Origin of the sequence: Streptomyces sp. HNM0645 (assembly GCF_030056615.1) — a bacterium.
Classification (GTDB): domain Bacteria; phylum Actinomycetota; class Actinomycetes; order Streptomycetales; family Streptomycetaceae; genus Streptomyces; species Streptomyces marianii.
In genome coordinates this window covers 51692-75164 of record NZ_JASHLT010000024.1, presented here as the reverse complement: position 1 = coordinate 75164, position 23473 = coordinate 51692, and the positions used below count along the sequence as shown (strand labels likewise).

Sequence of the window (23473 nt, the reverse complement as noted above, 5' to 3'; positions counted from 1 at the left end):
CCTCTCGGCGGCGGCTGCCACGTCTTCGGTGCGGCGGCGGAGCCGGTCGAGTTCCTCGCCCTGCTGGTACGCGTCGCTCTCGCGCAGGCCCTCGACGGTCTCGTCCAGCGCATGCGCGCGCAGCTCCTGTTCCTCGCGCCGGGCCTGGGCCGACTCGCGTTCCGCCAGCGCCTGTTCGAGCTCCTCGGCGCTCCGGCGGGCGACGCGGGTGAGGTTGTCCATCTCGGTGGTGGCCGAGATGAGCGCGGCGGAACTCGCGCGCAGGACCCGCCGCGCGTAGGCACGCTGCCGGGACGCGACGGTCTCGGCGGCCGTCACCTCGTCGTCGAGCCGTTTGAGGTGTTCGCGCTGCCGGTCGAGCCGTTCGAAGCCCTCGGCGAGTTCGGCGATCTCCCCCTCGCCCAGCGGGGGCAGGGCACGGGACAGCAGGGTGGAGAGCAGGGACGGGTCGAGCCGCTCGGACAGTTTGGGCTGACGCAGCTGGAGCAACGCCGACAGCAGCGATTCATAACGCTGCTCCCCCATGCCCGCGAAGAGTTCACGCCGTACGGCCGTGCGGTAGTCGGTGGCCGAGGCATGGACGTCGCCTCGGTCGCGCAGGGCTTCGGCGAGGGCGGCCCGGGTCAGTGGCTGTCCCGCGTCGTTGACGAGGAGCACACCGTCGGGAAGGGCGATCCTGGAGCCGGTGGTGAAGTAGTCGGCGTGTACCCCGCTGGTGTGCACGCTCGCCTGCAGGCGCGCCCCGCAGCCGAACCACTGCTCGGTGCCGTCGTCGCCGACGCGGCGGAACTCCATCCACACGTATCCGACGCGGGTCTTGCCGGAGGCGCCCTCGCCCAGCAGGTTCCAGTGCATGGTGCGTTCCGAACCGCCGAACGTGGACAGGCGGTTGGGGCGGAGGCTGGCGTCGAAGAGGAACGGCAGCAGCAGTTCCAGGGCCTTGGACTTGCCCGAACCGTTCTGGCCGCGGAGCAGCAGGCGGCCCTGGTGGAAGGTGAACGTCTCGTCGTAGTAGCGCCAGACGTTGAGGATGCCGGCGCGGTGGGGCTGCCACCGGCTGCCGGCGGCATCAGCCGCTCGGGCGGCCCCTGCCACGGCCGGTCCGGTGGGCTCCGGCCGCCGGGGGAAGGGAAGCTCCGTCACGCTCACTGCTTGTCTCCTTCTGCGGCGACGCCCTCGGCAGCCGTGCCGCCTGCCGCCCGGGGGCGGCGGCGTCCCCATCCGGTCCGGGCTCGTCGTCCCGGTCCGGACTCGTCGTCTTTGTCAGGCGGTAGCGGTAGGCGGCCGGGCACGCGACGACGCGACCCCCGGTCCGGCGGGCCAGGCCGACGTCACGCAGGACGCGTACGGCGTCGTCGGACAGCCGGGCCGCGCCGTCCTCGGACTGGTACGCCCTGGCCCACCGCGGGAAGCGCCGCAGCAGGTCTTCTCCGGCCTCGGCGAGCTGCTCGGGCAGCAGCCCGGCGGGCGTGGCGCACAGCGGCTCCAGGAGGAGCAGCGCGGCGACCCGGGCGGTGGACGTGTCGTCGGGGAAGCGGACGTCGGTGGCGAGCCCGTCCGGGTCCACGAGCAGGAAGCCCTCGGCTCGTTCCTCCAGCAGGAAACCGGCCTGCTCGACCGAGCGGCGCAGGATCTGGCGTCCGGTCAGGGAGGTGACGTAGGCCAGCTCGTCGTCGGTGAGGTCCGTCCGGTACAGCACGGGGTCGTCGAAGAGGCGGCGCAGCACCGAGTGGCGCAGCCTCAGGTTGCGTTGCGCGTCCGTGGCGGCCCGCTCGCCGTGCTCCTCGTCCGCCGTGCCGTCGGCGACCGCGCCGCCGTAGCGGCGCTCGCGCACCAGACCGGTGAGGAGTTCCCCGAACCGCGCGGGCACCTCGTCCGGGGGTACGGCGAGCCGGGAGGCGCCGACGGGCGCGGCGGGCAGCCGCATCAGCAGCGTGGTGTCCACCCGGTAGAGGACCTTCGCCTCGGCCGACTCGACGTACGCCTCGGTGGTCCCGTCGACCGCGCGCAGCACGTCGTACGACTCCAGCAGTTTCAGGACGTCGACGAACGCCATCCGCTCCGGCTTGTGCACCGGATCGAACGCGGCCAGCGCCCGGTCGGTCGACGTGGCCTGCACGACACGGTCGGCGAGCATGCCGATGGTCGTCATCGGCATGGACAGCAGCTCGGCGGCGGTCACGCACAGCAGCACGTAACGCCGGCGGTCGAACGGGGCCCGGCCCGAACGCGCCCTGCGGGCCGGCCGGGAGCCGTCCGGGTCGGCACGGACCTTGGTGAGGCGCGCGTAGCCGCGGCGCGGTTCCACCACCAGGCTCCAGCCGCAGGTGTAGTCGAACCACTGGGCCAGCGGCTCGCGACGGCGGCGTACCAGTTCGAAGCCGGCCGGGTCGGTGGCCTCGGTCAGCAGGGGCCGGGCCAGCAGGAGACGGATGGCACGGGCGACCTGCTCCCTTTCCGCTGCGGCGAGTTGGTTGGCGAGGGTGCTCATCCGGCTGCCTCCCGCCGCACGGCGCCCTGCCGTGGCAGGGCGCTCGCTCCGGCCGCGGTGATGAGCACGACGTAGTCCGGTCCGGCGAGTGTGCCCTTCGTCGTGCGCAGTACGGCGGTGCGCTCGTCGGGAGGTGGGGACAGCGCGATCTCCACCCGGCCGTCCCCCGTCGTGGCGCGGCGTGAGCCGGTCGTGTCCGGCCGGGCGGCCAGGGCCCGGCCCACCAGGTCGAGCAGCCGCTCGAAAACGGCGGGATCCAGGGTGCCGAAGGAGGACAGGCGCACGGGGCCGTCCGTCTGCAACGCCTGCCAGGCACGCCCGAGTTCCGCCCGCTCCGCGCGGGCCCGCTCCGCGCGCTCGGCCCTGACGGCCGTGACGTCCCGCACCCTGGCCGTGCGGGTGAAGCGCTCCGTCCGTCCGCTGGTCCGCAGCAGCGCCGACACCTCCACGGGCGGGGCCTCGGACCAGGAACGGGACGGCGGGATCAACTCCGGGTCCGGGTGGGCGAGGTGGGCGTGGCGCGCCGGGCCGAGTCCGAAGGCTGCCGACCACAGCCGGTGCAGGTCCTCCTCCGCCGGGGCGGCGGCGAACCAGCGCGCCAGCTCCCGGAAGTCCTGTACGGCGCTGGAGGAGCGGCGCCGTGACTCGTTGATCCGCTCCAGGACCTGCAGCAGCGAGACGATGGCGCGCCGGGCGATGTCGTGCAGCTGCTCGATCCGGGGGCGTGCCCCGTCGTCCGGCAGGAACCAGGCCCGCAGGCCCGCCCAGCGCGCCCGCCTGCTCTCCAGCCAGCCGGCCGCGGGGTCCTCACCGGCGACCGGGGGCAGTTCGGCCCCGCGCAGGGCGCGCTCGCGCAGCACGGCGGTCCCCCGCTCCTCCACCCGGGCCACGGCGGCCGCGACCGCCTCTCCGCGCCGGTCGAGGTTGACCAGGAACTCCTGCAGATAGGCGACGGTGGCGGCCTTGACCTCGCGGAAGACCTCCAGGTCCGCTCCCTCGGCGCGCAGGAGGCGCTGCAGTTCGCCGTTGAACGCCTTGGTGTTCTCCACCAGGGCTTCCAGATGCGCCTCCAGCTCGCGCAGCGTGCTGAAGATCCGCCGGTCGGCGGAGGCGGGTTCGCCGGACAGCAGGCACAAGTCGTCCAGGCGGTCGGCGATGGCCTCCAGCACGGCCGTCTGCAACGCCCCTGTGGAGGCCAGCACCTCAAGGGCGTGCCGCACTCCGGCGAGAGCCGCCTCGCCGCGGCGGGTCAGCGAGTACTGGAGGTTGCGCCGCTCGTACTCCTCGGCCGTGCGGTAGTTCTCGGCGTGGTTGTGCACGACGTCGAGGAGTTCCCACTTCACGAGCCGGGCGAGCGCGTCGTGCAGTTCCCCGTCGTCGACGTCCGCCACCCAGCCCACCAGGCGAAGTCGCTCGCGCACCGCGTCGGCCCCCAGCGTGGTCTCGAGGTGCTCGCCGGCCACGCCGAAGGCGTCCAGCACCGCCCCGTACAGGTCGGCCTTCTCCCCCGTCGTGAACCGGAACATCTCCGGTGGCACCCTGCGCACGCCTGTCGTCCCTCCCCACCGCCCCGGCGGCATCGGTGATCTCCACCGTAGAGGGCGGCACCGACATCACGGGCCGTGTCACGGAAGAGGGGTGTGCGCCCCGGTCTCCCGGGGAATGGGCGGTGACCGGCCTCCCGCGGGCACGGGCGGTGGTCTAGCGTGACCGTGAACACCGGTTCCGCCCGATTGTGAGGCCCTTCGTGCACATCGCGCCCCTCAGCCCCGACGACCCTTCCGAGCTGGGCGGATACGAACTGCTCGGCCGGATCGGGCAGGGCGGGATGGGCCAGGTGTACCTGGGCGAGTCGCCCGGCGGGGAACCGGCCGCCGTGAAGGTGATCAAGCCGTCCGTGGTCGACTCCGAGACGCGGACGCGGTTCGCGCAGGAGGTGGAGATCCTCAAGACGATCTGGGGTGCCCGGATCGCCGCCCTCCTGGACGCCGACCCGGACGCCGAGCGCCCCTGGCTGGCGACCGAGTACGTCGAGGGGCTCGACCTGAGCCGGCACGTGGCCGCCCACGGCCCGCTCCCCGCACTGCTGACGGCGGCGCTGGGCGCGACGCTGGCCGAGGCCTTGGCCGGCGTGCACCGGCAGGGTCTGCTGCACCGTGACCTGAAGCCGGCCAACGTGCTGCTCGGCCCGAACGGACCGAAGGTGATCGACTTCGGGCTCGCGGTGTTCGCCGAGTCGAGCGTGTCGCTGACCGCGCCGCACATGGTCGTCGGCACCCCTTCCTGCATGCCGCCCGAGCAGGCGAACGGTGAGAAGCCCCTGACCCCGGCGGTCGACGTGTACGCGCTGGGCGCCGTCCTGCTGTTCGCCGCCTCGGGCCACGCCCCCTACCGCGCGGACAACATCCATCTGCTGTTCCACCAGGTCGTCGACCCGGGGTGCGCACCGGACCTGTCCGGGACCCCGGACGAACTCGTCCCGCTGCTCACCGCCATGCTGGCCCACCGCCCGCAGGACCGGCCGGACCTCGCCGAGGTCGTGCGGCGGTGCCGCGCGCTGATCGAGGCACAGGGGCTGAAGGTCGCCCAGGCACGTCGCAGACTCACCACGTACACCGCCGCTCCCACCCACGTCCTGGACGACCTCCTCGCCGTCGGCCGTGGCTCCGGGGCGGAGGTGCCCGCTGGGTCCGGAACGGCCGGGCCTCCCCTCGTGTCTCCTCCTGCCGAACGGGAACGGGAGTCCGCGGGCCCCCGGCCGGCTCGGCGGCAGCCGCACGGCTTCCCGGCCGGTCCCGAGGTGCCACCGGTGACCGCTCCCCCGGAACCGCCGCTCGGTCTCGGTCCGCACGCGCCCGCTGACCCCCGTCTCCTGTTCCGCCGTGTCGACACCGCGTCGGAGCCGTCCGCCGACGCCCGCGCCGACTCCGCGCCCGCCGCCCGCGCGCGGGCCGAGGCCGGCGGTCCGGTCCGGGACCCGGCCGACGCGCGGTCCGCCGCTCCGTCGTCCCCGCTGTCCCCGCTGTCCCCGCTGTCGCCACGCCGGGCGTCCGGGCGCGGCGGAGCGGACCGGCCCTCTGCGCGGAGTTCGGCGCAGGCCCGGATCACCGCTCGGCGGCTGCGCGAGGCGTATGCGGCCAGTACGCCCTTCTGACCCGTACGCCCCTGTGACCCGCGATAATGGGCGGGCCCCGGAGAGGGCCCGCACCCGCACGATCGACCCCGCTTCAGGAGGCCACCGGTGACCGCCGTCCAGACCAGCGCGGAGCAGACCGGCGCAGAACAGGCCGGTGCCACGAGCGGCCAGGACCAGTACCCGGCCGGCGCCCTGGTGGTCGTACGGGACGAGGAGTGGCTGGTCAAGAGCTCGATGCCGACGTCCGACGACGGCATGCGCATCGAGGTCACGGGGGTGTCGGAGTTCGTCCGCGACCAGGAGGCCGTGTTCTTCTCCGGCCTGGACCGCATCGAACTGCTCGACCCGGGCGCGACCACGCTCGTGATGGACGACTCCCCGAACCACCGCCGCTCCCGCCTGTTCCTGGAGGCGGTGCTGCGCCGCACCGCCCTGCCCCAGTCCGAGCATCGCCTGGCGCTGGCCGACTCGTTCCTGATGGACCCGCTGCCCTACCAGCGGCGCCCCGCCCAGCTGGCCCTGTCCGGCGCCAATCTGCGCCCGCGGCTGCTGATCGCGGACGTGGTGGGCCTCGGCAAGACCCTGGAGATCGGCCTGACCCTGGCCGAGCTGATCCGCCGCGGCCGGGGCGAGCGCCTCCTGGTGGTCACCCCGCAGCACGTGCTGGAGCAGTTCCAGCACGAGCTGTGGACGCGGTTCGCGATCCCGCTGGTACGGCTGGACTCGGTGGGAATCGAGCGGATCCAGCGGGAGATCCCGGCCGGCCGCAACCCGTTCACCTCGTTCAAGCGGGTCATCGTCTCCATCGACACCCTCAAGAACACCGACCAGTACCAGCACCACCTTGAGCAGATCCGCTGGGACGCGGTCGTCATCGACGAGTCGCACAACCTGATCAACCGCGGCTCGCTGCGCAACCAGCTGGCCCGCACCCTGGCTCCCCGCACGGACGCCCTGATCCTGGCCTCCGCGACCCCGCACAACGGCGACGCGAAGTCCTTCGCCGAACTGATCCGGCTGCTGGACCCGGTGGCGATCCGCGACGCGGAGAACTACCGCGCCGCCGACATCGAGCACCTGTTCATCCGGCGGACGAAGATCAGCCCGGAGGTCCGCGAGCAGATGAAGGGCCAGTGGGCGGACCGGGGCCCCTCCCGTTCGGTGCGCTGTCCGGCCACCCCCGCCGAGGAGCGGATCTTCGAGGAGCTGGCCGCCGTCTGGCTGCCCGGCGACGGCACCGCCTCGGTCAGCGCGGTCCCCCTCTTCCCCTACACGCTGCTGAAGTCGTTCCTCTCCTCCCCCGCCGCGCTGCGGGCCACGGTCTCCGCGCGGATCAGGACCCTGGAGAAGAAGGAGGACCGGCGCGGCACCGAGGCCGAACTCGCCGCCCTGCACCGGCTGTCGGAGCTGGCCGCCGGCCTCACCGAGGCGGACTCCGCGAAGTTCGCCGCTCTGGTGCGGCTGCTGCGCGAGGAGATCGGGGTGGGACCCGCCTCCGAGACGCGGGTCGTGGTGTTCTCCGAGCGGGTCCAGACCCTGGAGTGGCTGGCCGGGGTGCTGCCCGCCGCCCTCGGCTTCCGTGGCCGCGCGGCCCGCGACTGCGTCCGTGTCATGCACGGCGGCCTCTCGGACGAGCAGCAGATGGACCGTGTCGAGGAGTTCGGCCTGGCCGACACGCCCGTCCGGGTCCTGCTCACCGGTGACGTGGCCTCCGAGGGCGTCAACCTGCACCGGCAGTGCCATCAGCTGGTGCACTACGACGTGCCGTGGTCGCTGATCCGCATCGAGCAGCGCAACGGCCGTATCGACCGGTACGGGCAGGCCCACCCGCCGGAGTTCCGGGCGCTGATCCTCACCAGTGAGGTGGAGGGCGCGAAGGACGACACGGTGGTCGCCGAGCGGCTGCTGGAACGCGAGGACCAGGCGCACCGTTCGCTGGGCACGGCGGAGGCGGTGACCGGCCTGTACCGGGCGGAGGCGGAGGAGCGGTCCCTCATCCAGGACCTGCTGCGGGGCAGGACCGTCGACGAGTCCCTGGACACGCCCCGCTCCGGGTCCGACGGCCGGGACGCCGGTCTGGACGACTTCCTCGCTGACTTCTTCGGCTCGGTGGACGCGACCGCGGAGAGGGCCGGCGACCCGGATGCCGACGGGCGCGACGAGCCGTCTTCGGCCGGGACGCCCTCGTTGGCCGACCGTGACGACGCGAGCCCGGTGCTCCCCCGCCTCTTCGACTCCACCGCCCACTTCGTGGACGAGGCGCTGCGCGAGGTGTACCCGGACGCCCGGGACCGGCTGGAGCTGGACCGCGACCAGCAGTCCGGGCTGATCTCCTTCCGCCCGCCGGCGGAACTGATCCACCGTCTGAAGGCGCTGCCCTCGGACTACCTGCGTGAGCAGCGGCTGCGGGAGCGGCTGCTGGTGACCTTCAACCGCCGCCTCGCCGAGCACTCCCTCCAGCGGGCCCGGCAGTCCTCCACGTCGAGCTGGCCCGAGATCTCCCTGCTCACGGACCTGCACCCGGTCGTCGAATGGCTCACCGACAAGGTCCTCGTCGGCCTGGGCCGCCAGGAGGCGCCGATGATCACGGCGAACGTGGCGGAGCCGGTCTACCTGGTCCAGGGCGTGTACTCCAACAGACTGGGCCGGCCCACCGTCGTGAAGTGGATGGGCGTGACCTGGCGGGAGGTCGCCATGGAGACGGAGCGGGGGAAGAAGGAGCTCACCTGGGAAGGCCTGGCCGTCGACGACATGGTGTCCCTGCTGCGGCGCGCCGGGGTCGGCCCCGCCATGGCGAACAAGCGGGGCTACCGCGATCCCGAGCCCCTGCGCGCCGCTCTCCCCCGGGTGCTGGAGACAGCCGGGGCGTTTCTCGACGCCCAACGCGACGCCTGGGACGAGCCGCTGCGCCGACCCGTCGAGGAGTACAAGCTGCGGCTCGGCGCCTGGGAGCAGCCCACGCTGGGCGGGGAGCGCACCCGGGAACGCCTCGCCGATCTCGCCGACTCACTGCTGACGACGGGCAGGCCCCTGCTGCGAGTCCTCGCGGTGCTGGTACCGGACACCGACACCGACACCGCCCGCGGGAACGGCGACGGAACCCGTCCCGTCTCCCTCTCGGCCCCGTCGTCGTCCCCCTTCCGCTACTCACCCCCGCTCGCCGCCCTGTGACCCCGGTCTGTGACCCCCTGAGAGAAGCCCTGTCATGACGTACGACTCCCTGGTCAACCGTGGCGACTACTTCTCGGCTCACTACCTGGCCGAGGTGCTGCCGAAGGATCTCAAGTCGGGCCTGCTCCAGAAGTGGAAGGAGCGCGAGGAGGCGGCGAAGCCGCCCGCCGACCACGAGGGTGGAACCGACGAGGAGACGTCCGCCGCGCCGACACCCGGCAGGACCGAACTGCCGGTGACCCCGCGCGCGGGACTGCGGGCGCTGCGCCGGGACTACTTCCGCGCGCGGTCCTCGTTCGCCCTCCCCGAGGACGAGGACGGCATCATCACCGTCCGGGACGCCGACGACGCCTTGACCTACGAGAAGCCGGAGTGGCGGGAGCGGGTACGGGCGCTCAACGCCGAGGTGCTGCGCGCGCTCGGCTACGACGCCAAGCCGCGCGTCCTCTCCGTCGAGCGGGCGGGCCGGGGGTACGAGGTCCCGGTCGCCCACGCCGAGAAGGGCCTCGTCGCGCTGGACTGCGGCTGGGCCGCCGAACCCGACGCCGCTCTCGACCCGAGGGGCCGGGGACGCCTGCTGGAACCGGTGCCGCTGGACGGCCCCGACCCGGTGGAGACCGGCTCCAAGCTCGCCTCCTTCCTGTTCGCCTGCGAGGAGCCGCCCCGGTACGTGCTGCTGCTCGGCGGCGGGGTGATCGTGCTCGCCGACCGCGCGGTGTGGGGCGAGGGACGCTACCTCGGCGTCTCCCTGGACACCGCGCTCCAGCGCAACGACACCCGGGCGGGCGGCGAACTCGACACGGTGGCCGCGCTGTTCGGCGCGGACTCGCTGCGCGTCCCGGAGGAGGGCGGCGAGAACCCGCTGGCCGAACTGGTCGGCAAGTCCGCCAAGCACGCGGTCGGGGTCTCCAGCGAACTCCGCGACGGCCTGCGCAAGAGCGTCGAGCTGATCGCCAACGAGGTGCTCCAGCGGCTGCGTGACCAGGGCGTCCGCCCCGAGGACATCGGCGAACTCCCGGACCTGGGGCGCCGGTTGACCCGGGAGTCGCTGCGCTACCTCTACCGGATCCTGTTCCTGCTCTACGCGGAGGCCCGCCCCGAGCTGGGCATCCTGCCCGCCGTCTATCCCGAGTACCAGCAGGGGTACGGACTCGGCCGGCTCGGTGAACTCGTCGCCGAGCGGGAGCCGGTGAGCGACACCGCCCGCAAGGGCTTCTACCTGTACGAGTCCCTGGACCTGCTCTTCCGCAAGGTGCAGGACGGCTACCGCGCCCGCCGCACGCACGGTGTGGAGGCGGCCGACGCCGACACGGCGGACGCGGCGATCAGTGAGGACGTCGGTCTGCGCTTCGAGCCGCTGCACAGCAAGCTGTTCGAGCGCGACGCCATCCGCCTGATCGGCGCGGACGGCCTTCCCGATCCGCGGTACGACTCGGACGAGGCCCTGGCGCGCGGCGAGTCCGTCCGCTACCTGGACACCCGGCTGCGCAACGCCACCCTCCACCAGGTGCTGCACAGCCTGATGATCACCCAGGGCAAGCGGGGCGAGCGCGGCGGCTTCATCTCGTACGCGCAGCTCGGCATCAACCAGCTCGGCGCGGTGTACGAGGGCCTGATGTCGTACAGCGGCTTCATCGCGGGCGAGGAGCTGTACGAGGTCGCCCGGCACGGTGACCCGAAGGACGGTTCCTGGCTCGTCCCCGCGTCGAAGATCGCCGACTACGACGACTCCGTGTTCGTCCGCGCCCGGGACCGGCACACCGGTGAACTGCTCCGCGTGCGACATGCGCCGGGCTCGTTCGTGTACCGCCTCTCCGGGCGGGACCGGCAGACCTCCGCGTCGTACTACACGCCGGAGTCGCTGACGCGGGTCACCGTGCAGCTGGCGCTCCAGCAACTCCTCACGGAGGAGACCGAGGCGAGGGATCTGCTGAACTGGCGGATCTGTGAACCCGCCCTCGGCTCGGGCGCGTTCCTCAACGAGGCGATCAACCAGGTCGCGGCGGAGTACCTGCGGCGCAGGCAGGCGGAGCTGGGCGAGTCGATCGACACCGAGCAGTACGCCGTCGAGTTGCAGAAGGCCAAGGCGTACATCGCGCTGCACAACTCGTACGGAGTCGACCTCAACGAGACGGCCGTGGAGCTGGCGGAGGTGTCGCTGTGGCTCAACACCATGCACCCCGGCATGGAGGCGCCCTGGTTCGGTCTGCACCTGCGGCGCGGCAACTCCCTCATCGGCGGGCGGCGCGAGGTGTACGCGGCGGAACGGCTGAAGAAGGGCGGCTGGCTGGGGACCACTCCCGAGCGCTTCCCGCTGGCGGAGGCGGTGGCGGGTGCGTCGCTCCCGGAGGGCTCGGTGCACCACTTCCTCCTCCCGGCGAAGGAGTGGGGCGCGGTCGCCGCCGAGAAGGAGGCGAAGGCACTCGCCCCGGCGGAGGCGCGGGCGCTGGGCGCGTGGCGGAAGGCTGTCACGAAGTCGCCTACGGCGAAGCAGACGGCCCGGCTCCAGGGGCTGGCTCGGCGGGCCGAGTATCTGTGGGGGCTGGTCGTACGGCGGCTGGAGCTGTCGGAGCGGGACATCTCCCGGGACATCCGGGTGTGGGGAGCGGAGGACGACTGGCTGCGCCGGCCGAAGGCCGCGGTGCAGCGGGACGCGATCCTCGCCGACCTCCAGGCGGAGGACACCCCGTACTGGCGCCTCAAGACGCTCATGGACGCGTGGTGCGCGCTGTGGTTCTGGCCCGTGCAGAACGCGGCGCTGCTGGACGGTACGGACGAGCGGTACGCGCGGGCGGAGGCGCTGGCGGCGCGGGCGGCCGAGTTGGAGGCGGTGCACGCAGGCGTCGGGGGTGGTGCGGAGAGCGGCGCGGACGATGTTCTGATGGCCTGGGAGGCGGACGCGTTGCCGGGCTTCACCGCCGAGCCCCGGCAGATGACGCTGACGCGGGACTCCGTGTCGCGTCGCCGCACCGGTCGCCGCAAGGGGCAGATCAAGGGTGAGCGCCGTGATGTCATCGCGCTCGCCGACCTGGACGACTGGATCGACTTCGCCGAGGCGCTGCTGGGCACGCAGGATGTGCCGGAGGAGTCGCTGGTGTCGACGTTCGAGGACCTCGACGATCTGTCCCGGTACGAGGACGAACTGCCCGAGTGGATGGGCATGGACCGCTTCCAGTTGCTGGAGGAGCGGTTCCTTTGGGCGGGCGCGGCGAGGGATGTGGCCAAGGCCCAGGGGTTCTTCCACTGGGAATTGGAGTTCGCGCAGGTGTTTGCGCGGGGTGGGTTTGAACTTCAGGTGGGGAATCCGCCTTGGGTGAGGCCGAGGTGGCAGGAGGATCTGGTTCTGGCTGAGCTGGAGCCGTGGTTTGTTTTGGAGGAGAAGCCCAGCCTTGCGGAGTGGCGCCAACGCAAGGAAGAATCACTGGCCACAAGTGCGGACAGCCGAGAATTCTTCCTGATCGAGTTGGCTACTCACTCCGGGTCGGTCGCCACCTTGGGCAGCCCAGCGACCTATCCAATTCTAGTCGGCACGCAGGGCGATCTCTACCGAGCATTCATGGCTCGGGTGTGGCAGCAGGCGTCGCTATCCGGCAGCGCCGGTCTAATCCATCCGGACACACATTTTGGCGGGGTACGTGAGGGCGGCATCCGAGCCGCCGCATATCGACACCTCCGAGTTCACGCACACTTCGTAAACTCGGCGAACTGGGCCTTCGAAGATCTATCCCGTTCACAGGAGTTCGGGATGCACATCTATGGCACAGCACAGGAGCCTGACTTCCTACATGTCAGCCAACTGCGCGACGCCGAGGCACTGCCCGACTCGCTGACTCACGACGGACAAGGAGCAGTACCAGGCATCAAGCACAACGGTTCCTGGGACGTTCGGCCTCACCTTGATCGCGTGGTGCATGTGGACGCGGCCTTGCTGGCGAGTTGGCACGCCCTGACGGGCTCGGTTGGTGGAGCGGCGCAGACACCTCTCCTATACCCAGTTCTAGTCGGCGAACAAGGGGCGATCGAAGCGCTTGCCGCTCATGGAGACAGCCTGGCCGATCATCAACCGATGATCTCAAGCGGCTACCACGAAGCTGGCGCCAAGACGAACGGGCTAATCCGCTGGGGCAACCAAACCGTTCCTGAGCTATCAGACGTCATCCTGCAAGGGCCGCACTTTTCTTGCGCGCTCCCCTTCTCGAATGAGCCGATGATTCCCTGCCGGAACCAAAGACACTGGGATGCGCTCGCGCCAACGGAGCTTCCCGAGACATACGTCCCCGTGACTAACTACGTGCGGGCAACCGATCAGGCGACTTACCTGGCCGCGCAGGATTCCTGGCTTGGCAGGCCGTCCACAACCTTCTTCAGGCTGGCTTGGCGGATCATGATCCCCTTCAATACCAGCCGGAGCCTGCATGCCGCCGTGATCCCACCCGGACCCGCACATATCCACGGCGTACACAGCATGGCCACCAGGACCAACCACGCAACAGTCCTGAACGCCGGGTTTTGGAGTGCTCTACCACTGGACTATCTGCTACGAATCACCGGTCGCGCCAATCTCATGGCAGGTGAAGCCCTGAAAATGCCGGCCCCCGACACGAAGCACCCACTCGCCCCCGCCCTCCTGTTGCGCACCCTTCGACTGAACGCTCTCACCACCCACTACACCCCTCTTTGGACAGAGCTGTTCGACCCCCGCTGGGCAGGTTACGAAGACTGGGTCAGCCCCTGGCCATATGTAAAGCCCCTAGCCGCCGGCCTGAAGCCGACGTGGCATAACGACACCCCTCTCCGCACCGAGCACGAACGCCGCGCCGCCCTGGTTGAACTCGACGCCCTGGCATCGGTTTGGCTCGGCATCACAGCCGACCAGCTCGCCGCCATATTCAAGTCGCGTTACCCGCAGCTCTACGACTACGAGTCCGCGACCTGGTTCGACGCCAACGGCCGCAAGATTGCCGCCGACTTCAACACTTACGGCCACGGCCAGACCAAGCAGGACTACCTCGACCTCATGGCTCACCTGGAAGACCCGGAGCGCACCCCGCCCCCTGAGGGCTACGAGGGCCCCTTCTACAAAGCCGACCGCGAAGCCGAGATGCGGGCGGCGCACGCGCACTTCCAAGCGCGACTGGACGCCGAGATCGCCGCGGGCCGCTGGACCCCGCCCGCCCGTGAGAAAGCGAAGGCGTAGTCGGCCAACGCGGCCTGACACATGTCTGCCCCCGGTGCACTACCAGGGGCAGACATGTCGTCTACTGCGCAGCGAAGCCGACGAACGCCGCCCAAGCGGAAGCAGCGACCGAGAGAGCAGGTCGGCTTGTGTCCTTGGAGTCACGGACACGAACGACGTGTGCGCAGTCGGCGACCTCCACGCACTCTCCTCCGGCCCCACCGCTGTAGCTGCTCTTGCGCCAGCGCAGTTCGCCTACCGCACTCAGGGTCTCGTTCACTTCACACCTCTCCAAGCAGCTTCTCAACGAAGGCCATTGACTCGCGCGGAGTGAGAGCCTGCGCACGGATGATGCCGTACCGTGACGCGATTCCCTGGACCTCCCGCCGGTCGCTGACCATTGTGCTGCGTCCCTGCGCTTCCAGGTAGGCCACTTGATCGCCACCAGAGCGGTACAGCAAGGTGAACGGCCCGTCCACGCCAGCGTTGTCCTCGCGGTCGAGCGGCATGATCTGGATCTCGACGTTCCTATACGCGCCGAGCAGCATCAACTGCTCCAGTTGACCACGCATGACCGGCCAGCCGCCCAACGGTCTTCGTACGACAGCCTCGTCAATGACGAAGCTCACCAGCGGCGCGGGCCTGCGTTCGAAGACACTCTGGCGCGCGAGACGGGCCGCGACCCGCTGTTCCAAGGTCCCCTCGTCCAGCAGCGGACGCCACATCCCGAACACCGCCCGCATGTACTCCTCTGTCTGAAGCAGTCCGGGCACCGCCTGTGTCGCGTACACCCACAGCTCAACCGCCTCCCCCTCCAACCGAGCCGCATCCCGAAAGAACGCCGGATACTGAGCCCGAGCCACCTCCTCCTTCATCTCCTGGAGGACCCCGCCCGCGTCCAGCGCCTCGTCCGCCTGGTCGATGAACCTCGGCGGCGGCACCCGGCGTCCCTGCTCGTACGCGGCGATGGTCGACACCGAATACCCCGTCAGCGAGCCGAACTCGGGCCGCTCCATACCCGCCCGCACCCGGAACCGCTTCAACTGACGCCCGAAGACCCGCAGGACCCCGGAGCCGGCGTCCGATTCCGGATGCCGCTCCTCACTCTCGCCGCCCCCGGACGCCTCGTCCACCAGCCGCGTCGGTTCACTCATCCCCGTACCACCTCCCTCGGCCAACGCACCCCCGCGCCGACCGTCACGCTCCGTCCCGCCTACACCCGCGCACCGGCCACTTACAGCGACGACCCGTATGCGTGCCGTATCTGGCCACGCTAGGACGGCACCGGCAGCGTGGGCCACATGAACAGCCGAATCTCCACCCCCCGGGTGCACACCCCCGGCGCCGAGGCCGAAACGGCCCACCCCCTGCACGAGTTCGCGATGGCGTTCACCTCCTCCCCGCGCGGCGCCCGCCTGGCCCGCAGGCTGGTCTCCCATCGGCTCGACACCTGGGGCCACCCGTACGGCGGCCGGGTCAACGACACGCTCACGCTGATCACCGCCGAGCTGGCCGCCAACGCCGTCCGGCACGGGCATGTCGCCGGACGGGACTTCCACGTCCGGCTCACCCACGCCACCGGCACCGTGCGCGTCGAGGTCACCGACACCCGGACCGAACGCGTCCCCGTGCTCTCCGACCTGGAACCGCCGGGCGACGCGGAGTCCGGCCGGGGTCTGCTGATCGTCGCGGGACTGGCGACCCGCTGGGCCGTCGCGCCGCGCGACGGCGCGCCGGGCAAGACGGTCTGTGCGGAACTGCGCCTGGCGTGAGACGTACACGACCCGGCCATCGGCAAGCGTGTTCACGCCAACGGCCGAGCGGGCACGGCGCATTGGACGGTCGGTGTCAGTGGCGGACGCTAGTGTCGTGCGCCCGGCAAGGAGCCGGTGAACTCACGGGGAGCACGAGAACACCATGCACGACAACCACAGCGGATACCGGATCTCCGTCGTCGACGAGGACCCGCTGCGCGCCCGCAAGGACGCACGCGAACTGCTCGCCGCGCTCGCCGAGGCGGACTCCACGGCCAGGCTGGACCTGCCCGAACCGGGCAGCCTGGCGGGGGTCGGCGACAAGGGCGGGCCGTCCTCCGAGACCGTCGGGCTGCTGCTGAGCGCCGGGTCGTTCGTCGCCGCGCTGGTGCAGGTGTGGCTGGCGCGGATCCCTCAGCGCACCCTCGTCGTCAAGCGGCCCGACGGGGCGGTCCTGCACATCACCGGCAAGGAGGCCCGCGAGGACGACACACTGGTCGAGCGGTTCCTCGCGGACGGCGGCGACGGCACGGCGGCGGGCTGAGCGGCGATGACCGACAACGACCGCCACGCGTTACTCGTCGGTGTCTCCACGTACGACAGCGAGGCGTACCAGAACCTCTCGGCCGTGCGGGCCGACCTGCACTACATGCGGGCCGTGCTGGAGAACACCGAGATCGGCATGTACAACGAGTGCGCTGTGGCCGCCGAGCCGACGCGCGCGGAGATGCTGCACGCCGTCGAGACGTTCCTGGAGGCCCGGCAGCCCAGCGAGACCGCGCTGCTCTACTTCAGCGGGCACGGCGAGTACTGCGAGCAGGACGGCCAGCTGTACTTCCTGACCCGCGACACCGACCCCGCCGACCTGCCGGGCACGGCCGTACCGGCGGAGTTCCTGGAGCGGATGCTCCAGTCCTGCCGGGCCGCCTCCAAGCTCGTCCTGCTGGACTGCTGCTCCAGCGGCTCCGTCGTCCAGGGCTGGACCGCCAAGGGCCCGTCGGGGAAGGAACCGGACCGGCCCGCGCCGAGCACCCTGCTGCGGCCGACCGGCGTGTACTTCATCACGGCGTCCGACGCGCTCCAGGCGGCCTCCGCGATGGCGCCGCCCGGGTCGAGCCTCGGCACCTCCCGGTTCACCGGGGAGATCGTCGAAGGGCTGCGCAACGGCCGGATCAAGGAGGGCGGCTGGATCACCCCGGACGACCTCTTCGACTACCTGACCGCCCAGATGACCCGTGACGGCGTGCCGGAGGAGCAGCGGCCCACCAAGTCCACGATCAGGGCCACCCGTTCCCTCCCCTTCGCCCGGTCGGTGGCCCGCCCCGTGCGCCTTCCCTCGCTCCCCCACGACGCCACCGAGGCCGCCCGGCGCTCCCCCGCGCTGCTGAAGGCCCGGGAGCTGGCCGAGGCGGACGAGCGCGACGGCGTCGACCGGCAGCGGCTGCTGCGGTACTACGCGGACTGCCTCACCGCCCAGGCGGCGGCCGGCATGCGGCCCGACCGGGACGCCGGCCGCGACAAGAAGTACTTCCTGCTGGCCCAGGGCGAGGAGACCGTCCAGTCGGGCCGCGGACCGCACATCGTCGCGCCTGGGTCCCTGCCCCGGCCCCAGGACGGGCGGGCCGGGTCGGACGGCGGGACGGGGACGCGGCAGGAGTACTGGTACGGGTATCCGGCGATCACGCTCCCCTCGCGTGACGGGGGCCGGGGGCGGCGCGCGACGGTCGAGCTGGCGCCGCTGCTCATTCAGCAGATGGAGCTGGCGCCGGACGAGAACGGCCGGGACGTGCTGCGGCCCAGCGGCGTGCCGTCCCTGCACAGCGGCGTCGTATCGGAACTCCTCGACGCGGGCGACGCCGCCGACCTGGTCGCCCGCTGGCAGCCGGCCTGGCAGGAGGGCAACGACGCCCAGATGCTGCGCGCCATAAGGGAGTTGCTGGAGGAACTGGGGCTGCCGGAACTCGAACCGCTGGATCCGTCGGCGCTCAGCGACCGCACGGTCATGCAGGCACTGCGGCCCGGCGCGCACAACGCGGCCGTGCTGCTGGTGCCTTCGGGTGCGGAGGCCATGGCCACCCAGGCGCTGGTGGACAACCTGCTCCAGATCTCCACCCGGACCGCGCAGATCGAAGGCACCGCCCTGGACGCGCTGCTGAACGGCGGGGCCCGGCAGTCGCCGGCCACGTCCGCCACCGCAGCGGACCCGGTGACGCCCGTCGCTCCGGGGCCGTGCAACGAGAGTCAGGAGCAGGTGATCTCCTCGGCGATGACCCAGCCGCTGACGGTGGCGACCGGGCCGCCCGGCACGGGCAAGAGCGAGGTCGTCACCGCGGTCGTCACCACCTGCGTCGCCGCGGGGCAGTCGGTGCTGGTCGCCTCCACGAACAACGAGGCCGTGGACGTCGTCGCCCAGCGCTGCGACGACATCGCGCCCGGCCTGCTGATGCGGACGGGCAACAAGGACGCGCTGGAGCGGGAGGCGGCCACACTGGAACGGCTGCTCGCCGAACCGGCCGGGACGCCGCGGCGCGGATCGGCCACCGTGGGCGGCGAGCTGCGCAACACCCGGGGGACGGCCGACCGGCTGCGGGCGGAGGCGGCACGCCGCGTCGGCGAGGAGGAACGGCTGCTGGACTTGTTCCGCGACCGGGAGGAACGGGCTGCCGCCCTGGAGCTGCCCCTGTCCCTGCTCGAAGGGGCCTGGGCGGCGGACGCGGACGGCGTGGCACCGCTGGGCCGGTGGGCGGAGCGGGCACGGAGGACGGCCGGGGTCCGCTGGTGGCAGCTGGGGGCATGGCGGCGTGGGCGGGCGCTCGCCGCGCTGGTCTCGGCGGTGGCGGAACTCCCCGAGGGGGCAGGTCCGGCATGGCCCGACTGGGCGGCGGGACGACCGGTGCCGCCCGAGCTGCTGGAGTCCCTGGCCGGGGTCGTGTCCGTGGAGCGGGAGGTGCGGGAACTCGTCCGCGGGCACGAGGAGTGGGGCGAGGAGGGGCTCAAGGAGTCCCGGCTCGCGACGGCCGAGGCCCTGTCCGACCTGTCGGCGGAGCTGTCCCGCGCGCTGTCCGCCGAGACTCTCGGCCGGGCCACCGGGCTCATGAACCAGCGGCTCCAGGCGCTGCGCCGCCGCTCCGGCTACCAGCGCAGCCAGAAGAACCTGATGGCGCAGATCAAGGGATGGGCCGTCAGCACCCACTCGGTGCGGCAGCTGGAACTCGCCCCGAAGCTGTTCGATCTCGTCGTCATCGACGAGGCGAGTCAGTGCTCCATCCCCGCGGTGCTGCCGCTGCTGTTCCGGGCCCGCCGGGCACTGATCATCGGTGACCCCATGCAGCTCGGGCACATCCCCGGCGTGTCACCGCAGCAGGAGCGGCAGGCACGGACGCGGGCCGGGCTCAGCGCCGCGCAACTGGAACACCACCGCCTCACCTACCACGTGCACTCCTCCTACCACGCGGCCGAACAGCACGGCGACAGCGCCCTGCTCCTCGACGAGCACTACCGCTGCCACCCACGGATCGCGGACGTCGTCAACGGCCACTGCTACGGCGGCCGTCTGCGGGTGCTGACCGACGTGCGGCGGCAGGTACCGGCGCACGACCCGGTGGGAGCGGCCGACCCGGCACCGGTCCTCGGCTGGGTCGACGTGCCGTCCGGGGAGTCGGCGCGCGGCGGCGACGGGCAGTCCTGGCGGAACGCCGTGGAGGCGGAGGCCGTCCGGCGCGTGGTCGACGGGCTGCTGGCCGGGCTTCCGCCGGACGCGACGGTCGGAGTGGTCACGCCGTTCCGGGCGCAGAAGGAGACCCTGGCACGGATGTGGCGGGACGACGACCGGGTCCGGGTCGGCACCGTCCACACCTTCCAGGGCGGACAGCGCGACGTGATGGTGCTCAGCCCGGTTGCGGCGCCCAACACACCGCCCCGGACCACGCACTGGGTCGCGAGCCAGGTCAACCTGTGGAACGTGGCGATCACCCGGGCCAAGTCGCAGCTGATCACAGTGGGCGGCCGCGCCTTCTGGCAGGACCAGAGCGGCCTGCCCGCCCTCCTCGCGGCACGCTCGGCACCGCTGGGAGCGGGCGACGACGGCACAGCGGCCGAGGCCGGCGGTCACGGCCCGGTGACCGAGGCCCGCGAGGACCTCGCCGACCGCCTCCAGCAGTACCTCGCCGGACGCGGCGTCACCGATCTGGAACGGGCCGTGCTGGTGGGCGGACACCCGGTGGACCTGCTGTTCACCGATGCCGGGGAGAACACGGCCGTGCTGATCGACCCCGGCCCCGGGCCCGACGCGGACCCGGCACGTCACCTCCGGCTGACCCACGCGCGAGGCGACCTGCTCACCGGACTGCCCTCCGGGGGCCACGGCGCCAAGCCCGGCCCGGTGGGCCGGACTGTGCGGGTGCCCGCCTGGCGGATCATGGCGGGCGAGACCGCGCTGGCACCGCTGTTCGACTGAACGCCCGGACAGCGCGGCCGGGTCGGGCTCCCGGACCCGGCGGCCCGCTCAGCCGCCGGGCAGGCTCCGCACGACATGGGTCATGTGCTGGAGGTTGCCCGCCCGCAGCCACTCCGTGGGCCCGCCCACCCCCTCGCTGACCGAGAGCGGGCCGTTCGCGCAGTCGCTGAGCCATGCCTCGCCCTGTCCGGCCCGCGCCCCCCGGAACTCGGGCAGCTCGGTGATCCGGCGGGCAGCGGCACGGTTGACGGCGATCCGGTCGGGCCCCCGGGTCAACGTCCTGACGACGACGTACGAACTGTCGGTGGTGTAGCGGAGCACACCCCAGGGCGGACCGCCCTTCCTCCCGGTTGCCGGGGCCTGCGCGAGGGCACTCGGAGGCTGCACCCCGTAGTCGCCGTAACCGAGCAGCGGAGCATAGGCCCTGCCCGCGGCGCGCACCTCGTGCCACATGCGCCACTCCGCCCGCGACTCCTCACACGCCCCCTCCACCAGCATGTCGGCGCTGACCCGGGGAAAGCCTCCCCCGAGCAGAGTGGCGCTCCGCCAGACCGCCAACGGCATCAGCGCGTCGAGGGCGCGCAGCGCCTCCTTGCCCGCGTCGGGCCGGTCGTCGAGGACCGCGCCCATGTCGAGCAGCAGATCCACGGCCACCTCGGGACCGGTCCCGGCGAGCAGCCCCCGGACCTCCTCCCCCAGACGACCGTCCCACTCCCCCGTGACCCGCACCCGGACACCCAGCCCGCGCAGGCAGCGCCGGGCCGTCTCCACGGCCGCCGCCTGCTGCGCCCGGGTCCTTTCGGGCCCGGTGACCGGCCGCAGCCGCCCCCACTCGCTGTACACGGCAAGGGCATCGGCGAGGGCGGCGGTCCGGGCTTCCTCGCCGAAGGGAGCGTCGATCCATCCGCCGTGACGGCTCACGGCACTCACCGGATCGACGTACGTGCCGACCACCGTGGCCAGCGTCTCCGGAGTCACCCCGGGCAGCGGCGGGAGGTTCCACAGCGGCCTGATCGCGGCCCGGACGTCCGGCCACAGGCCCCGCAAGGCGCCGGCCGCGTGCGGCTTCGTCGGCAGAACGGGAACATAGAGCGGTCCGGACATCGCGGCTCCCCCTCGGCACCGTCCGTGCGCATCCCTTCCCACCAGGGTCCGTTCGCCTCGGAGCAGTTGAAAAGAGAGCGATTCCGGCCCGCGTGGCCGATGTGTTCAACCACCTGGTGACGGTGTGACGCAAGTTGTACGCTTCGTGATGCTCGGTGGTCGGACACGCCAAGTGGACGATGCACATGGGGAACTGAGCGGCACTCAGCGGCACGCCTCGGGACCGTCCGCCGTGCGCCGACCAGTTCGCTGACCGGGCGCGAGTGCCCGGCCGTTCCACGATGGGCGCGAGGCGTGAACCACCGGATACTCGGTCTGACCGTGCGGAACTTCCGCACCCTCACCGACGTGAAGCTGCCACTGGGCCCGCTGACCGTCATGGTCGGTCCGAACGCGGCGGGCAAGTCGAACGTCTTTCACGCGTTGGAGTACTTGCGCGGTGTGTCCAAGGGTGGGATCGAGAAGGCGCTGGAGGGGCTGGGCGGCTTCGAGGCCGTGGCCTTCCGGGGCGGTCCCCGGCAGGTGTCCCGGATCACGGTCGGGGTCGAGGGCATCTGGTCGGAGTTCGCGTCGAAGGAGCAGCCCGACAGCTACGAGCTGAGCGTCAACCTGCGTCGGGGGTCCTCGCGCACCCCTGTCCTCTACCGGCGCGAGCGGTTCACCCAGCACCCGCGCCAGGACACGGAGACCTCCCTCGACCTCAAGAGCGCGGCCGTCGAGATCAGTAGCCCTCTCCCGGCCGACGGCCCGTGGGAGAGCGTCGACCTGCACGGGATGGCGTCCGCGCTCCACCGGGGGGTGCCCCGCGCCGACGGCAGCCCGACGGCCGGTGCGGTGTCGGAGATCAAACGGCACGTCTCCGAGATCCGGGTGTTCGACCCGGACGTGCGGAAGGCGCGGGAGCCGTCTCCGATCACCGATTCGGGGCACCTGCGGGAGGACGCCTCGAACCTTGCGGACTTCCTGAAGACACTTCGGGCGCTGCGAGACGAGGACGGCCGAAGGCATGTATGGGAGGCGCTGCTGGAGGACGTCAGGGCGGTGATCCCGCAGATCCGCGACATCCACGTGGTGGACACCCCGGGAACGTTCGACCACCTGTCCGTCGAACTCGAGGAAGAAGGCCTGCGGGGGCGCACCCGGCTGGAGGACGCCTCCTTCGGCACGGTGCGCGTCCTGTGCCTCCTGGCCGTCTTCCACGACCCCGAGCCGCCGGCCCTCACCTGTATCGAGGAGATCGACCACGGCATCCATCCGCACGCGCTGGAACTTCTCGCGGTGCGTTTGCGGGAGGCAAGCCGTCGGGCACAGTTCCTCGTCACCACGCACTCCCCCGTGTTCGTCAGCGAACTGACCCCGGACGAGTTCGTCGTCTGCGAGCGAGACCCGGACGGCGCGTCGCGCATCCCGGCACTCACACCGGACGAGGTGCGCGAGGTCATCGAAGCCTCCGAGGGCATGCCCATCGGGGAACTGTGGTTCGCGAACACGCTGGGGGGCGGGCTCTGATGGGGAAGGTCAAGGGGAAGGCCGGCGGAAAGAAGGACGCGGTCATAGTCGTCGCGGGAGAGGGCGACTTCGACCGGAAGGTCCTGTGGCACCTGGTCCGGGCCCACCGCCCGGACGCGAAGATCGTCAACCTGCGGGACAAGACCAGCCTCGGACCGGCCGACAAGCAACTGACCCCGCGCATCAACCGGCTACGCACCCTCGTGCAGGGCGCATCGGTGCGGGCGGAGCTGGCGGGCCTCGTGGTGCACGTGGACCTCGACCTGGTGGACGAGGAGAAGTACATCGAGGTCCGCACCCGGATCAGCAACGAACTCCGCAACACCTTCTCCTGCCCGCTGGCGGTGGCGCTGGCGGCCTTCGAGATGGAAGCCTGGCTGATGCAGTTCCCCTCCGCGTTCGCCAAGGTCAACTCCACCTGGGTCCTCAAGTCCCGTTACAAGGGCTGCGACCTCGGCAAGGTCCACGACCCCAAGAAAGTCCTCAGAGAGCACCCATGGCGACCTCCGTATCAGGTGTCGGACGCCCCCCGCATCATGGAGAAGGCGCTCGACAAGGACGGGAAGGTCATCAGCCCCGTAGGGAAGAACCGGTCGTACGAGGACTTCGTCGCCGAACTGGCCGACTGGTAGCCGACCCGCCTGACCTGCGGCTCCGGTCGGCGCCAGGCCGTCGG

13 protein-coding genes and 1 pseudogene are annotated in these 23473 nt (G+C 71.6%); 8 read left to right on the top strand and 6 right to left on the bottom strand.

Features of this window, described 5'->3' with window-relative positions:
• Positions 1-78 precede the first annotated feature (78 nt).
• The 3 genes and pseudogenes from QMZ92_RS19010 to QMZ92_RS19000 form a co-directional block, all read right to left on the bottom strand.
• Positions 79-1095, bottom strand: a pseudogene (locus tag QMZ92_RS19010) (TIGR02680 family protein); the annotation flags it as partial.
• Positions 1070-2491: a TIGR02678 family protein gene (locus QMZ92_RS19005; protein WP_283298560.1), complete on the bottom strand. Its 1422-nt coding sequence runs from the start codon at positions 2489-2491 to the stop codon at positions 1070-1072. The gene QMZ92_RS19005 and the pseudogene QMZ92_RS19010, both read right to left, overlap by 26 nt.
• Positions 2488-4038, bottom strand: coding sequence for a TIGR02677 family protein (locus QMZ92_RS19000; RefSeq protein WP_502962088.1), 1551 nt, complete (start codon positions 4036-4038; stop codon positions 2488-2490). The genes QMZ92_RS19005 and QMZ92_RS19000 overlap by 4 nt, the downstream gene beginning before the upstream one ends.
• Before the next feature lie 200 nt (positions 4039-4238).
• On the opposite strand from QMZ92_RS19000, the gene QMZ92_RS18995 reads away from it, so the two are divergent.
• From QMZ92_RS18995 to QMZ92_RS18985, 3 genes are all read left to right on the top strand, one after another.
• A complete protein-coding gene (locus tag QMZ92_RS18995) occupies positions 4239-5645 on the top strand; it encodes a serine/threonine-protein kinase (protein ID WP_283298559.1) in 1407 nt (468 codons plus the stop codon).
• 87 nt (positions 5646-5732) lie between these two features.
• Entirely contained in the window at positions 5733-8798 is a 3066-nt protein-coding gene (locus QMZ92_RS18990) for an SNF2-related protein (protein WP_283298558.1), read from the top strand.
• Between the two features lie 34 nt (positions 8799-8832).
• A complete protein-coding gene (locus QMZ92_RS18985; RefSeq protein ID WP_283298557.1) occupies positions 8833-13995 on the top strand; it encodes a class I SAM-dependent DNA methyltransferase in 5163 nt (1720 codons plus the stop codon).
• Positions 13996-14056: 61 nt separating this feature from the next.
• Here the strand turns inward: QMZ92_RS18985 and QMZ92_RS18980 are convergent, their stop codons facing one another.
• Complete coding sequence (locus QMZ92_RS18980; protein ID WP_078544008.1) at positions 14057-14254, bottom strand: DUF397 domain-containing protein; 198 nt, start codon at positions 14252-14254, stop codon at positions 14057-14059.
• A 1-nt stretch (position 14255) separates the two neighbouring features.
• Entirely contained in the window at positions 14256-15128 is an 873-nt protein-coding gene (locus QMZ92_RS18975; RefSeq protein ID WP_283298556.1) for a helix-turn-helix domain-containing protein, read from the bottom strand.
• A gap of 147 nt (positions 15129-15275) precedes the next feature.
• Here QMZ92_RS18975 and QMZ92_RS18970 point away from each other — a divergent pair, with 147 nt between their 5' ends.
• The 3 genes from QMZ92_RS18970 to QMZ92_RS18960 all read left to right on the top strand — a co-directional run bounded on the left by QMZ92_RS18970 (position 15276) and on the right by QMZ92_RS18960 (position 20184).
• Positions 15276-15746 carry an ATP-binding protein gene (locus QMZ92_RS18970; RefSeq protein ID WP_283298555.1) on the top strand — a complete coding sequence of 157 codons (471 nt, stop codon included), beginning with the start codon at positions 15276-15278 and terminating at the stop codon, positions 15744-15746.
• A gap of 145 nt (positions 15747-15891) precedes the next feature.
• Complete coding sequence (locus QMZ92_RS18965) at positions 15892-16272, top strand: effector-associated constant component EACC1 (protein WP_283298554.1); 381 nt, start codon at positions 15892-15894, stop codon at positions 16270-16272.
• A gap of 6 nt (positions 16273-16278) precedes the next feature.
• Positions 16279-20184, top strand: a complete 3906-nt coding sequence (locus QMZ92_RS18960; protein WP_283298553.1) for a caspase, EACC1-associated type — start codon at positions 16279-16281, stop codon at positions 20182-20184.
• Between the two features lie 48 nt (positions 20185-20232).
• Here the strand turns inward: QMZ92_RS18960 and QMZ92_RS18955 are convergent, their stop codons facing one another.
• Positions 20233-21288 (bottom strand): beta family protein, encoded by a 1056-nt coding sequence (locus QMZ92_RS18955; RefSeq protein WP_283298552.1) that lies wholly within the window; start codon positions 21286-21288, stop codon positions 20233-20235.
• Between the two features lie 294 nt (positions 21289-21582).
• On the opposite strand from QMZ92_RS18955, the gene QMZ92_RS18950 reads away from it, so the two are divergent.
• Positions 21583-22797, top strand: coding sequence for an AAA family ATPase (locus QMZ92_RS18950; RefSeq protein WP_283298551.1), 1215 nt, complete (start codon positions 21583-21585; stop codon positions 22795-22797).
• Entirely contained in the window at positions 22797-23429 is a 633-nt protein-coding gene (locus QMZ92_RS18945; protein ID WP_283298550.1) for a hypothetical protein, read from the top strand. The genes QMZ92_RS18950 and QMZ92_RS18945 overlap by 1 nt, the downstream gene beginning before the upstream one ends.
• Positions 23430-23473: the final 44 nt, after the last annotated feature.

Coding starts and splice junctions, on each gene's coding strand:
- QMZ92_RS19005 (WP_283298560.1), bottom strand. CDS start 2,491: ATGAGCACCCTCGCCAACCAACTCGCCGCAGCGGAAAGGGAGCAGGTC.
- QMZ92_RS18985 (WP_283298557.1), top strand. CDS start 8,833: ATGACGTACGACTCCCTGGTCAACCGTGGCGACTACTTCTCGGCTCAC.
- QMZ92_RS18975 (WP_283298556.1), bottom strand. CDS start 15,128: ATGAGTGAACCGACGCGGCTGGTGGACGAGGCGTCCGGGGGCGGCGAG.
- QMZ92_RS18970 (WP_283298555.1), top strand. CDS start 15,276: ATGAACAGCCGAATCTCCACCCCCCGGGTGCACACCCCCGGCGCCGAG.
- QMZ92_RS18965 (WP_283298554.1), top strand. CDS start 15,892: ATGCACGACAACCACAGCGGATACCGGATCTCCGTCGTCGACGAGGAC.
- QMZ92_RS18960 (WP_283298553.1), top strand. CDS start 16,279: ATGACCGACAACGACCGCCACGCGTTACTCGTCGGTGTCTCCACGTAC.
- QMZ92_RS18955 (WP_283298552.1), bottom strand. CDS start 21,288: ATGTCCGGACCGCTCTATGTTCCCGTTCTGCCGACGAAGCCGCACGCG.
- QMZ92_RS18945 (WP_283298550.1), top strand. CDS start 22,797: ATGGGGAAGGTCAAGGGGAAGGCCGGCGGAAAGAAGGACGCGGTCATA.